The following is an 11,953-nucleotide window of genomic DNA, read 5'->3' on the forward strand; positions in this document are numbered from 1 at the left end:
TGGTTGTACACGGCACGGGCGAACTCCTCGTACAGCTGGGCGAACGCCGCGCGGTCCCCCTCGCGCACCCGACGGCGCACCTCGTTCTCTGAGTCCTTCACACCCTCTTCTCTCCATGAAGCGGGGGGAGTTCCTGTGGTCTGTGTCACCTACCGGTACGACTGCTCACTCGACACCACGCCTTGAAGGTCAGCATCACGCCCTGAAGGCCGGCGGGCGCTCAGAACGGATACCACCGCACAGCCGAATCCCCCTCCCGCAAGGACCCCACCCGCCGCGAGAACTCCGCCAGCGCCCCCGGATTACCGGGCGCGTGCTGCGCCACCCACGCACAGCTCGCCGTCTCCCGCGCCCCGCGCAGCACCGCGCACCCCTCCCACTCCCGTACGTCCCACCCGTACGCCTCCGTGAACGCGTCGTAGGACTCGGTCGGAAGGCCGTACCGGTCGTGGGAGAGGGCCATGACCACCAGGTCGTGTTCGCGAAGGTCGGCCGAGAAGGTCTCCAGGTCGACCAGGACCGGCCCGTCGGGGCCGACATGGACGTTGCGCGGCAGGGCGTCCCCGTGGATGGGGCCCGACGGAAGGCGCGGAGTGAGCGCGGCGGCGGCCGAGGCGAAGCCGTCACGTCGCTCGCGCAGATATGCCGCGTCCGCCGGGTCGATCGCGTCGCCCGCGAGCCGCAGCCACCGTTCGACACCGCCCAGGAGCTCGCGCGGCGGCAGCGTGAAGGAGCCGGGGAGCGGCAGGGCGTGCACGATCCGCAGGAGTTCGGCCAGATCCCGGGGGCCGGCGGGGCGTACGGGATCGGGCAGCCGGTGCCACACGGTCACCGGGTGGCCCTCGACCAGGTGCGCCTTCGGGTCGGCCGCGCGTACCGCCGGGACGCCCGCTCCGGCGAGCCAGTGCGCGATGTCCAGCTCCCGCCGCGCACGGTCCAGGAGTTCGGCGTCGCGGCCCACCTTGACGACCAGCTCACCGGCGGCGAACACCGCGTTCTCACCCAGCGCGAGAAGCCGTGCGTCCGGCGCCGCGCCGGGCAGTACGCCCGCCGTGGCCAGTACGTCCCGGGCCCGTGCCTCGTCCATCGTCCGCCTCCCGTGCGGTCACTCGCACCCGGCTGTACGGGGCCGAGTGGGGCCCGCGCGTGTCCGCGGACGACGCCGGGTGCACGCCGTCCGCCGGTCAGTGTCGCATTCGCACTGGTGGGAGCGTGTGCGTGGCGCCTCGACCGCGTACCCGGGCCGCACGACCACGGCGGTGCCGTCCCGGTGCGGGCGATCAAGCCGAGCGGGCACCCGATGAGGTCGCACGAGACGTTTCGTTTCGCCTGCGTTCCCATGCCGGCGCCGACGCGCTGGGCCCCGTACCGGCCAATGCCGAAGTGCGTTCCTGGGTAACGCAGTTGGCGGTTCTGCGGCAGGCCGACCTGTTCGTCACACATGCCGGGGCCGGCGGCACCCGGCGGGCCGCCGACCTGATCGAGGCCCAACTGCCCGGCGTATGACATGAATGAGGGCCCGTTGGTTCCCCGGTGACCAACGGGCCCTCAGCTCAAGGGATGTGCAGGGTGTTCAGAAGGTGTGAACGGTGGCTGGGTGGGGGCGTGTTCAGACTCCGACCCGGTCGCCCTCCACGGTGGGCGGCTGAGGCGGCGAGACGGACTCCGGGGCCTCGTCGTGCGTGAGGTCCGGCAGACGGTTCAGCCACTTCGGGAAGTACCAGTTGCGCTCGCCGAGCAGTGCCATCACCGCGGGCAGCAGCACACCCCGGATGATCGTCGCGTCGATGAGCACCGCGGCCGCGAGGCCCACACCCATCTGCTTCATGGACTGCATCGACAGCGTCCCGAAGATGGCGAACACGGCGACCATGATGACGGCGGCACTGGTGACGACCCCGGCCGTGGTGACCACCCCGTGCTGGATCGCGTCCTTCGTCGAACGGCCCCGCATTCGCGCCTCGCGGATCCGGGAGACCACGAACACGTGGTAGTCCATCGACAGGCCGAACAGGATCACGAACAGGAACAGCGGCAGCCAGGTGATGATGGCGCCCACGCCCTCCGCGCCCACCAGCGACGCGCCCCAGCCGTGCTGGAAGACGGCGACCAGGATGCCGTAGGCGGCGCCCACCGAGAGCAGGTTGAGCGCGATCGAGGTGATCGCGATCGTCAGGGAGCGGAACGACAGGAGCATCAGCAGGAAGGCGAACACGACCACGAAGGCGAAGATCGGGGCGACCGCGCCGCCCAACTGGTCGTTGAAGTCCTTCGAGCCCGCGACCTGCCCGGTGATCGGCGCCTGGAGGCCGTCGACCTTGCCGAGGGTGGCCGGGCGTACCTCGTCGCGCAGCTTGTCCAGGCTCTGCCCGGCCTTGTCCAGGTCGGACCCGCCGACCAGCGGGACGTACACGAAGGCGATGTTCTCGGCGTCGTGCAGCTTGATGTCCACCGGGCCGCGCGAGGCACCCGAACTGATCGCCTTCGCACGGAAGTCGGCGAGCGCGGACTTCACGTCGGCCGCGTTGATGTCCTTCGCCCTGACGACCACCTCGGCGGGCTCGGAGCCGCCGGGGAACGCCTCGTTGACACGGTTGTAGGTGCCGACGATCGGCAGCGAGTCGCCGAACTCCTGGTCCAGCGTGAGGTTCTGGGTCTTCATGCCGAGCGCGGGCGCGGCCACGGCGAGCAGGGCACCGGCGGCGACCACCAGCGAGACGGCGGGCTTGGCGAGTACGACCTTCAGCACGGCCGTCCAGAAACGGCTCTCCCCGTTGCCCTTCCCACCGTTCCTGCCGCTCTTGCGGCGCTTGTCGGGGTGCAGGAACGGGATCCTGCCCTTCTCGACCCGCTCACCGAGCAGCGACAGCAGCGCCGGAAGGACCGTCACCGAACCGACCATGGCGACCGCCACGACCATCAGCGAGGCCAGCCCCATCGCCTCGAACGTGGCGAGCCCGGTGAACAGCATCCCCGCCATCGCCACGCACACCGTGACACCGGAGACGATGATCGCGCGGCCACTGGTCGCCGCGGCGATCCGCAGCGCGGCCTCGGGACTGCGGCCGGCCGCCCGCTCCTCGCGCTCCCGGCGCAGATAGAACAGGCAGTAGTCGACGCCGACGGCGAGGCCGACGAGCAGCATCACGGAACTGGCGGTGTCGTCCATCGGCTGGAGGTGGCTGACGATGCCCATCAGACCCATCGTCGCCATGATCGCGGTGATCGCCAGCGCCACCGGCAGCAGCGCCGCGACCAGCGCGCCGAACGCGATCAGCAGAATACCGAGGGCCACCGGCACGGCGGACAGCTCGGCCTTCTGGAAGTCGTCCCCGAAGGCGTCGCTGAACGTCTTCCTCATACTGGCGCCGCCGATCTCCCCGATCCGCAGCTCCGAGTGGTCCTTCTGGACGCCCGCGACGGCCTTCAGCACCGGCTCGACCCGGTCGCCCGCCGTGTCGGCGTCGCCCCGCATGTCGAACTGGATCAGCGCGCTGCGCCCGTCCTTCGAGATGGTGTTCGTGTCGTAGGGCGACTGGAGGTCCGTGACCTCGCCGGTCCCCTCGACCGCCTTCATGAGGTCGGCGACGGCCGCCCGGAACGCGGTGTCCGTGGCCTTGCCGCCCGCGTCCTTCGCCTGGACGAGGACGGTCTCGCTCGCGGGTTCGTCGATCCCGGCGTCCTCGATGATCTTGGCGGCGGTGTGGGTCTCGCCGCTGAGCTGGTCGCTGTCCTTGACCTTGACATTGCCGGCGGCGGAGCCGAGCCCCATCGCCAGGACGACGAACAGCACCCAGATCCCGACGGCGGCCCAGCGGTGCCTGGCGCTCCAGCCCCCGGCCCGTGCGGCTATGCCCCGCACCCGCGTGTCTCCGTTCCCCATGACGGGCTTACCCCCTGCATAAGCGGTAACAGCCCCCTGCCATCACCTTTAGTACGAAGGTATGGGCTGAATAAGCGCGGATCATCGTGCTTGCCGGTGAGGTACGGCCGCCGGAAGTCGTCCGGTCGGACACCGGCGTCTCCCCACTGGGTAGGACACCGGCCCCCTACATCTAAAAGATGATCTCGGGGTGGTTCATCGGGGTGGTTCGTCCGGGGGACTGTCAGTGGGCAGCTCTATGGTGTCCGGATGACGACTGGTGAGAAGGCCACGACGCCCTACGCGGCGCTGCTGCGCGGGATCAACGTGGGCGGCAACAAGAAGGTTCCGATGGCCGAACTGCGCACCCTGATGGAGGGCCTCGGGTACGACGGCGTGCGGACGTATCTGCAGAGCGGCAACGCCGTGTTCGCCGCCGGTCACGGGGACGAGGAATCCCTCGCCGGGGAGATCGAGAAGGCCATCGCCCAGCACTTCGGATTCACCGTCGACGTGATCGTCCGCGACCACGCCCACCTGCGGGCGATCAGGGACAACTGCCCCTTCCCGGCAGCCGAGTTGGAGGCCAAGCAACTCCACGTCACCTACTTCTCCACCCCTGTCGACGAGACCCGGTTCGTGGACATCGACCAGGCAGCCCACCTCCCCGAGGAGTTCCGGCTCGGCGACCGCGCGCTGTACCTGTACGCCCCCGTCGGCCTCGGCCGCTCCAAACTCGCCGAGCAGCTCGCCAAACCCCGGTATCTGAAGGGTCTGATCGCGACGACCCGCAACTGGAACACCGTGGTGAAACTGGTGGAGCTGACCGAGGCCGGGACTCCGGGGAGCTGACCCATGCCGAACCGCCGTCGCGACCCGGCCGTGGAGGCCGCCATCGAGGCCGAGCTGCGCCTCCTCGACCCCGAGGTCCGCTGCTCACCCGAGCTGACCGGATCGCTGCTGCACCCCGCGTTCCACGAGTTCGGCGCCTCGGGCCGGTACTGGGACCGGGCATCGATCATCGCGGCCCTCGCCGCGACCACCGAACCGGGCGCCCGCTCTGTCGCCGTCTCGCACATGAAGGGCGTGCGCCTCGCCCCCGACCTGGTCCACCTCACCTTCGACACGGAGAACAAGGGCCGCCGTGCCCACCGGAGTTCACTGTGGAGACGGAACCCCGAGGACGGTGGCAACTGGCTGCTGTACTTCCATCAGGCGACCCCGTTCGAGGCCGAGGACGAGGCCGGGAGTGGGGGCGGCTGACCTGCCTGGCGGGACCGGGGTCACCTACGCGCTCACCGCCGCGCGCCGCGCCAACGGCACCCGCACCGCCGCCTCCGCGTACCGCCGCAGCAGCAGCCGGGCCACCTCGGGCGCCGGGCCCAGGACGTCCGCGAGTACGTCGGCCTGCGCCGCACCCCGCGCGATGCGGTCCGGGAGGAAGCCGGGGGCGAGGACATAGGGCGCGACGGCGACGCGTTCGCAGCCCAGGTCACGCAACTCCCGTACCGCGTCCTCCGTGCGGGGGAGGGAAGCGGAGGCGAACGCGGGTCGCACGGCGCACCAACCGGTGTGCCGCCACTCCCGCGCGATTTCAGCGATCACCGCGATCGCCTCCGGGTCGGTGGATCCCGCCGAGGCCAGCACGACCCCGGTCGAGGACTTGTCGGCGGGCGTCAACCCTGCCTCGTACAGGCGCCGTTCGAGCGCCGAGAGGAGCAGCGGGGACGGGCCCAGCACCTCCGCCTGGCGGATGCGGAGCCCGCGCGGCGCGTCGCGCAGCACCGCCGGGATGTCCGCTTTCGCGTGGAAGGCGCGGGTCAGGAGGAGGGGGAGGGCGACCACGTCACGGACGCCCTTCGCCGCCAGGGATTCCAACACCCCTTGTACGGAAGGGATGTTGAAGTCCAGGAAGCCGGTCTCCACGCGCAGCCCCGGGCGTAGCGACCGTACGCGCCGCACGAGGGCGTGCACGGTCGCCGCGTGCCGCGGGTCGCGGCTGCCGTGGGCGATTACGACGAGGACGGGGCGGACCGGCTTGTCGTGCATGGGGCTCAGCTCTTCACCAGCAGGCCCCGGCTGCGCAGGACCCGCCGTTCCAGCGGGCTGAAGATCAGCAGGTCGACGGCGATACCGACGAAGAGGATCAGGAAGATCGCCTCGAAGATCATCGGCATGGAGCTGGCGTTGCGGCCGTTCTCCAGCAGGGCGCCCAGACCGATGCCCAGGTCGGGTGAGGAGGCGATGATCTCCGCCGCCATCAGCGAGCGCCAGGAAAAGGCCCAGCCCTGCTTCAGACCGGCCAGATAGCCCGGCAGCGAGGCGGGCAGGACGATGTGCCAGGCACCCCGCCACCCGGTCGCGCCCATCGTGCGGCCCGCCCGCAGGAACAGCGGCGGCACCTGGTCGATGCCGGAGACCAGGCCGTTGGCGATGGACGGGACCGCGCCGAGCAGGATCACCGCGTACATCATCGAGTTGTTCAGGCCCAGCCACAGGACCGCCGGCGGCACCCACGCCACCGAGGGCAGCGACTGGAGACCCGACAGGACCGGGCCGATCGCCGCGCGCACGAACTTCACGCGGGCCACGACCAGCCCCAGCGGGGTACCGATCGCCAGCGCCAGCAGGAAGCCGAGCAGACCGCGCTCGACGCTGGTCCAGATGTAGCCGAGGAGCCTGCCCTCCAGCCAGGCGTTCTTGAACTCGGCCGCCACATCGGCGGGCGAGGGCAGCTTCGTCGGGTCGGTGACGACGTGGAAGGAGATCAGCGCCTGCCAGATCAGCAGCACCACGCCGGTCGCGACGAGCGGCGGGAGGATCTTGGCGCGGAAGGTCACCGAGAAGGGCGTACGCCGGGTGGTCACGGTCTCCAGAGCGTCCAGGCCGGCCTCCAGGCCGCCGGTCCGCTCGCTGCCGTCGGCCTGCGCCCGGCGCGTGTCCGTCAGGCCCGACCTCGTGTCACTGCTGGCCATGACGGCGGATCTCCCCACGCAGTTGTTCGGTGATCTCGATGGACAGTTCGGCCACCGGGGCGTCCTCGATGCGACGCGGCTGCGGGATGTCCACCGTCCACTCGCGCGCCACCCGGCCCGGCCGGGACGACAGCAGGACGACGCGCTGCGCGAGCCGCACCGCCTCCCGCACGTTGTGCGTGACGAACAGGACGGAGACCCCCGTCTCCGCCCAGATCCGGGTCAGCTCGTCGTGCAGGACGTCACGAGTGATCGCGTCGAGCGCCGCGAACGGCTCGTCCATCAGCAGCAGCCGGCTCTCCTGCGCCAGCGCCCGCGCCAGCGCGACCCGCTGACGCATACCGCCGGACAGTTCGTGCACCCGCTTGTCGTACGAGCCCTGGAGCCGGACGAGGGCAAGCAGCTCGTCGGCGCGTCCGCGCCGTTCGTTCTTCGGAACTCCCCCCAGTTTCAGGGCGAGTTCGATGTTCTTGCCCGCGGTCAGCCACGGGAAGAGGGCGTGCTCCTGGAACATCAGAGCGGGCCGCCCGTCGGTCCTGATGCTGCCCGCGCTCGGGTCGTCGAGACCCGCGACGAGGTTCAGCAGCGTGGACTTGCCACAGCCCGAGGCCCCCAGGAGGGTGACGAACTCGCCCGGAGCGACATCGAGGGTGATGTCGTCGAGGACGAGCTGCTGCCCGGCGGGACCGGCGAAGGACTTCGACACGTGCTCGATACGGGCGGCGTACTCGACTGACTCGGCCGGTTCGGCCTTGGCGATCGCGGTGGCCATGGTCGTCACCTCCTGGGAACTCTCGGGGACCTGGACTACTTGACGCCGAGACCGGCGTCGTCGACCGGGCTCTCGCCCTCGGCCTTCAGGACGTTGTTGAGGGGCGTGAGGTCGTAGATGCCCTTCAGCAGCGGGTCCTCCAGCAGACCGGCCTTGACCGCGTGCTCCGCCTCGGTGTTGAGGGTGGAGGCCAGCGGGTCGTTGGTGAACTGGATGGACTTCCACGCCGAGTCGAGGACCGCGGGCTTCAGCGCCTTGCCGGCGTCGATCGCGAGCTGCGCGTTGGCCGCCGCCTTCGCCGCGTCCGGGTTGGCGTTGATCCACTTGTTGGTGTCGACCGAGGCCTTGAGTACCGCCTCGACGGCCTTCGGGTGCTCCTTGAGGAACTTCTGCGACACGATGATGTTCGTGATCACGAACTTCTTGCCGGGCCACAGGTCAGCCTCGTCTAGGAGCACCTTCCCGCCCTCGGCGACCAGCTTGGACGCGGTCGGCTCGGGCACCCAGGCGCCGTCGATCGAACCCGACTTGTAGGCGTCCGGGGTGACCTTGTTGTCGGTGCGGACGACCGACACATCGCCCTTGCCGCTCTCCGCGTCGACCTTCCAGCCCTGGTCGGCGATCCAGTTGAGGAACGCCACGTCCTGGGTGTTGCCGAGCTGCGGGGTGGCGATCTTCTTGCCCTTGACGTCCTTGAGGGACTTGATCTTGGCCGGGTTGACGACCAGCTTCACACCGCCGGACGCGGACCCGCCGATGATGCGCAGGTTGGTGCCCTTGGACTTGGTGTAGCCGTTGATCGACGGGGAGGGGCCGATCCAGCCGATGTCGATGGAGCCGGAGTTGAGGGCCTCGATCTCGGACGGACCGGCGTTGAAGACCTGGTACTTCGCTTCCGTGGCGCCCAGCGCCTTCTGGAAGTAGCCCTTGTTCACACCGACCAGCGCGGTGCCGTGGGTCAGGTTGCCGAAGTAGCCGATCTTGACGGAGTCGAGCCCGTCGATCTTCTTGGCGCCGGCGGCGACCTTCGCGTTGGGGGCCTCGTCCTTCGCGGCCGACCCGTAACCGCAGGCGGCGAGGGTCAGAAGGGGGAGTGCGGTGGCCGCGGCGAGGCTGCGGCGGAAGAGTGCGATGGGGGTGCCCCCATTCGAGCGAAGTCGAGAAAGGGGGAGGTTGGCAGGCACGGGAGGGGTTCCTCTCGGAGGCCCGGCGGTCACGCCCTCAGGTCGTGGCCGGGAGGTCGGCAGGTCTTCGTTTTCGTCGATGTCGGGACGTCCGGTGGGGGGACAGGGCGCGCAGGCAGTGCGCGTACGTCAGCACGCACATCGCGCGACCCCGCCCTGTCCGCTGCCGAGGGCGCCGCTGCCGACGCGGCCGCCCTCCTTCGCGAACGTGGAGTAGTAGTCCGTGGCACTCATGTCAGAAGTCCCACCCGTCGTCCTCGGTCTCGTCCCTGACGGGCTCCGGGGACGCGAACGACTCGCCGACCATGCCCGCGGTGAGCGTGGTGCCGTCGTTCGGGTCGATCAGGATGAACGAGCCCGTGCGACGGGAGTCGGCGTACGAGTCCACCGGCAGGGGCTCCGCGGTGCGGATCTTCACCCGGCCGATGTCGTTGGCGACGAGCTGTCCCGGGTGCGGGTGCAGGGACAGGTCGTCGAGTGTGAGGCGGGACGGGATGTCCTTGACGATCGCCTTGACCGTCCGGGTCCCGTGCCGCAGGAGCACCCGGTGGCCGACCGTCAGGGGCGCGTCGGCGACATGGCACACGGTCGCCTCGATGTCCTGCGTGGTCGGCGGCGCGTCCTTGCTGGGCACGATCAGGTCGCCGCGCGAGATGTCGATGTCGTCCTCCAGGAGGACGGTCACCGACTGCGTGGTGTAGGCGACGTCGACCGCCTTGCCGAGCAGGTCGATCCCGGCGATCCGCGACGCGTGGCCGGACGGCAGGACCGTCACGGACTCGCCGACGCGGAAGGAACCGGCGGCGATCTGACCGGCGTACCCCCGGTAGTCGGGGTGCTCGGCGGTCTGCGGCCGGATCACGTACTGCACGGGGAAGCGGGCGTGGCAGTGGCTCAGGTCGTGGGCGACGGGGACCGTCTCCAGGTGCTCCAGGAAGGTCGGCCCGCCGTACCAGTCCATGTTCGCGGACGGGTCCACCACGTTGTCGCCGGCCAGCGCCGAGATCGGGATCGCGGTGATCTCCGGGACGCCCAGCTCCAGCGCGTACGCCGTGAACTCCTCGGCGATCGCCGCGAACACGGACTCCTGGTAGCCGACGAGGTCCATCTTGTTGACCGCGAGGACCACGTGCGGGACGCGCAGCAGGGCCGCGAGGGCCGCGTGCCGGCGGGTCTGCTCGACGACGCCGTTGCGGGCGTCGATCAGGATCACTGTCAGCTCGGCCGTGGAGGCACCCGTCACCATGTTGCGCGTGTACTGCACATGGCCGGGCGTGTCGGCGAGGATGAACCGGCGCTTCGGGGTGGCGAAGTAACGGTACGCCACGTCGATCGTGATGCCCTGCTCGCGCTCGGCGCGCAGGCCGTCGGTGAGCAGCGCGAGGTCGGGGGCGTCCTGGCCGCGGCTCGCCGAGGCGCGCTCCACCGCCTCCAGCTGATCGGTGAGGATCGACTTGGAGTCGTGCAGCAGCCGGCCCACGAGGGTGGACTTGCCGTCGTCGACGGACCCGGCGGTGGCGAACCGCAGGAGGGTGGTCTCGGAGAGTTCCGTGAGCTCTGTGAGTTCCGTGGTCGTGCTCATGGCTAGAAGTACCCCTCGCGCTTGCGGTCTTCCATCGCGGCCTCGGACATCTTGTCGTCGGCGCGGGTGGCGCCCCGCTCGGTCAGCCGGGAGGCGGCGATCTCGGCGATGACGTCGTCCAGCGTCACCGCGTCGGAGTCGACGGCGCCCGTGCAGGACATGTCACCGACGGTGCGGTAGCGGACCTGCCGCTTCTCGACGGTCTCGCCGCCCTTGGGTCCGCCCCACTCGCCGGCGGTCAGCCACATCCCGGCCCGCTGGAACACCTCACGCTCGTGCGCGAAGTAGATGTCCGGCAGCTCGATGCCCTCACGGGCGATGTACTGCCAGACGTCCAGCTCGGTCCAGTTGGAGAGGGGGAACACGCGGACGTGCTCGCCGGGGGCGTGCCGGCCGTTGTAGAGGTTCCACAGCTCGGGGCGCTGTCTGCGCGGGTCCCACTGCGAGAACTCGTCCCGCAGGGAGAACACCCGCTCCTTGGCGCGGGCCTTCTCCTCGTCGCGCCGGCCGCCGCCGAAGACCGCGTCGAACTTCTCGGCCTGGATCTTCTCCGTCAGCGGCAGCGTCTGGAGCGGGTTGCGGGTCCCGTCGGGACGCTCCTTGAGCACCCCGCGGTCGATGTACTCCTGCACGGAGGCGACATGCAGCCGCAGCCCATGGGCGGACACCGCCCGGTCGCGGTACTCCAGGACCTCGGGGAAGTTGTGCCCGGTGTCCACATGCAGCAGCGAGAACGGGATCGACGCCGGGGCGAACGCCTTCAGCGCCAGATGCAGCATGACGATGGAGTCCTTGCCGCCGGAGAACAGGATCACCGGCCGCTCGAACTCACCCGCCACCTCACGGAAGATGTGCACGGCCTCGGATTCGAGGGCGTCCAGATGGGAGAGGGTGTAAGGGGCGTCCGTCGGGCCCCCGTGCGCCTTGGCGACGGTCGTCGTCATGCCAGTCCCCTCTCGGTGAGCAGCGCGTGGACAGCCGCCGCGGACTCCTGGACGGTCTGGTTCTGCGACTCGATGCGCAGATCCGGTGTCTCGGGTGCCTCGTACGGGTCGTCGACCCCGGTGAGCCCGGTCAGTTCGCCCGCGGCCTGCTTGGCGTACAGACCCTTCACATCGCGTACGGAGCACACCTCGACCGGCGTCGCCACATGCACCTCGACATATGCGGCGCCGCTCTCCTGGTGACGCTTGCGCACGGCCTCGCGGCTGTCCGCGTACGGCGCGATCACCGGGACGAGCGTCTTGACGCCGTTACGGGCGAGCAGTTCGGCGAGGAAGCCGATGCGCTGGACGTTCGTGTGCCGGTCCTCGCGGCTGAAGCCGAGGCCCGCCGAGATGAACTCACGGATCTCGTCGCCGTCCAGCACCTCGACGAGGTGGCCCTCCTCGCGCAGCCGGCCGGCCAGTTCGTACGCGATGGTGGTCTTGCCGGCGCTCGGCAGACCCGTGAGCCATACGGTGGCTCCGGTCGTCACAGGTATCTCCTGGTCCTCGGGGTTCGCGGGGTTCGCGGGGTTGTCGGGGGGCTCGGGGGTCTCTGAGGTCGCGGGGATGGTCTCGGTCATCAGCCGTGCAG

Annotated in this window: 12 protein-coding genes; 3 read left to right on the forward strand and 9 right to left on the reverse strand. The window is 70.0% G+C overall.

The window, feature by feature from the left end:
- Positions 1 to 220 precede the first annotated feature (220 nt).
- Positions 221 to 1,087 carry a phosphotransferase enzyme family protein gene (locus tag AOK08_RS21160; RefSeq protein ID WP_055528318.1) on the reverse strand — a complete coding sequence of 289 codons (867 nt, stop codon included), beginning with the start codon at positions 1,085 to 1,087 and terminating at the stop codon, positions 221 to 223.
- Between the two features lie 296 nt (positions 1,088 to 1,383).
- Between AOK08_RS21160 and AOK08_RS48475 the strand changes: the two genes are divergently transcribed.
- A complete protein-coding gene (locus AOK08_RS48475) occupies positions 1,384 to 1,506 on the forward strand; it encodes a hypothetical protein (RefSeq protein WP_277816034.1) in 123 nt (40 codons plus the stop codon).
- A gap of 103 nt (positions 1,507 to 1,609) precedes the next feature.
- On the opposite strand, the gene AOK08_RS21165 is transcribed toward AOK08_RS48475, so the two are convergent.
- Entirely contained in the window at positions 1,610 to 3,883 is a 2,274-nt protein-coding gene (locus AOK08_RS21165) for an MMPL family transporter (RefSeq protein WP_055528319.1), read from the reverse strand.
- Between the two features lie 249 nt (positions 3,884 to 4,132).
- Between AOK08_RS21165 and AOK08_RS21170 the strand changes: the two genes are divergently transcribed.
- Together AOK08_RS21170 and AOK08_RS21175 are read left to right on the forward strand one after the other, a co-directional pair.
- Entirely contained in the window at positions 4,133 to 4,714 is a 582-nt protein-coding gene (locus tag AOK08_RS21170; RefSeq protein WP_055528320.1) for a DUF1697 domain-containing protein, read from the forward strand.
- A 3-nt stretch (positions 4,715 to 4,717) separates the two neighbouring features.
- Positions 4,718 to 5,125 carry a nuclear transport factor 2 family protein gene (locus AOK08_RS21175; RefSeq protein WP_055528322.1) on the forward strand — a complete coding sequence of 136 codons (408 nt, stop codon included), beginning with the start codon at positions 4,718 to 4,720 and terminating at the stop codon, positions 5,123 to 5,125.
- 24 nt (positions 5,126 to 5,149) lie between these two features.
- On the opposite strand, the gene AOK08_RS21180 is transcribed toward AOK08_RS21175, so the two are convergent.
- From AOK08_RS21180 to cysC, 7 genes are all read right to left on the reverse strand, one after another.
- Entirely contained in the window at positions 5,150 to 5,911 is a 762-nt protein-coding gene (locus AOK08_RS21180) for a sirohydrochlorin chelatase (RefSeq protein WP_055528326.1), read from the reverse strand.
- A gap of 5 nt (positions 5,912 to 5,916) precedes the next feature.
- The gene (locus tag AOK08_RS21185) at positions 5,917 to 6,837 is read right to left on the reverse strand and encodes an ABC transporter permease (protein WP_055528329.1); all 921 of its coding nucleotides are present in this window, start codon (positions 6,835 to 6,837) and stop codon (positions 5,917 to 5,919) included.
- The gene (locus AOK08_RS21190) at positions 6,824 to 7,609 is read right to left on the reverse strand and encodes an ABC transporter ATP-binding protein (protein ID WP_055528332.1); all 786 of its coding nucleotides are present in this window, start codon (positions 7,607 to 7,609) and stop codon (positions 6,824 to 6,826) included. Before AOK08_RS21190 ends, AOK08_RS21185 begins: the two co-directional genes overlap by 14 nt.
- Positions 7,610 to 7,644: 35 nt before the next feature.
- On the reverse strand, positions 7,645 to 8,793 hold the full coding sequence (locus AOK08_RS21195; RefSeq protein WP_422125758.1) for an ABC transporter substrate-binding protein: 1,149 nt from the start codon (positions 8,791 to 8,793) through the stop codon (positions 7,645 to 7,647).
- 235 nt (positions 8,794 to 9,028) lie between these two features.
- Positions 9,029 to 10,375 carry a sulfate adenylyltransferase subunit 1 gene (locus AOK08_RS21205; protein WP_055528334.1) on the reverse strand — a complete coding sequence of 449 codons (1,347 nt, stop codon included), beginning with the start codon at positions 10,373 to 10,375 and terminating at the stop codon, positions 9,029 to 9,031.
- A 2-nt stretch (positions 10,376 to 10,377) separates the two neighbouring features.
- Complete coding sequence (cysD, locus tag AOK08_RS21210) at positions 10,378 to 11,319, reverse strand: sulfate adenylyltransferase subunit CysD (protein WP_055528336.1); 942 nt, start codon at positions 11,317 to 11,319, stop codon at positions 10,378 to 10,380.
- Positions 11,316 to 11,942, reverse strand: coding sequence for an adenylyl-sulfate kinase (gene cysC, locus AOK08_RS21215; RefSeq protein ID WP_422125759.1), 627 nt, complete (start codon positions 11,940 to 11,942; stop codon positions 11,316 to 11,318). The genes cysD and cysC overlap by 4 nt, the downstream gene beginning before the upstream one ends.
- Positions 11,943 to 11,953 lie beyond the last annotated feature (11 nt).

The sequence above is a fragment of the Streptomyces graminilatus genome (assembly GCF_001418565.1).
In the GTDB taxonomy this organism is placed as follows: Bacteria; Actinomycetota; Actinomycetes; order Streptomycetales; family Streptomycetaceae; genus Streptomyces; species Streptomyces graminilatus.

What these genes read in the sequence shown, in the direction of transcription:
- AOK08_RS21160 (WP_055528318.1), bottom strand. Translation starts at nt 1,087, where the DNA reads ATGGACGAGGCACGGGCCCGGGACGTACTGGCCACGGCGGGCGTACTG.
- AOK08_RS21165 (WP_055528319.1), bottom strand. Translation starts at nt 3,883, where the DNA reads ATGGGGAACGGAGACACGCGGGTGCGGGGCATAGCCGCACGGGCCGGG.
- AOK08_RS21170 (WP_055528320.1), top strand. Translation starts at nt 4,133, where the DNA reads ATGACGACTGGTGAGAAGGCCACGACGCCCTACGCGGCGCTGCTGCGC.
- AOK08_RS21175 (WP_055528322.1), top strand. Translation starts at nt 4,718, where the DNA reads ATGCCGAACCGCCGTCGCGACCCGGCCGTGGAGGCCGCCATCGAGGCC.
- AOK08_RS21180 (WP_055528326.1), bottom strand. Translation starts at nt 5,911, where the DNA reads ATGCACGACAAGCCGGTCCGCCCCGTCCTCGTCGTAATCGCCCACGGC.
- AOK08_RS21185 (WP_055528329.1), bottom strand. Translation starts at nt 6,837, where the DNA reads ATGGCCAGCAGTGACACGAGGTCGGGCCTGACGGACACGCGCCGGGCG.
- AOK08_RS21190 (WP_055528332.1), bottom strand. Translation starts at nt 7,609, where the DNA reads ATGGCCACCGCGATCGCCAAGGCCGAACCGGCCGAGTCAGTCGAGTAC.
- AOK08_RS21205 (WP_055528334.1), bottom strand. Translation starts at nt 10,375, where the DNA reads ATGAGCACGACCACGGAACTCACAGAGCTCACGGAACTCTCCGAGACC.
- cysD (WP_055528336.1), bottom strand. Translation starts at nt 11,319, where the DNA reads ATGACGACGACCGTCGCCAAGGCGCACGGGGGCCCGACGGACGCCCCT.
- cysC (WP_422125759.1), bottom strand. Translation starts at nt 11,942, where the DNA reads ATGACCGAGACCATCCCCGCGACCTCAGAGACCCCCGAGCCCCCCGAC.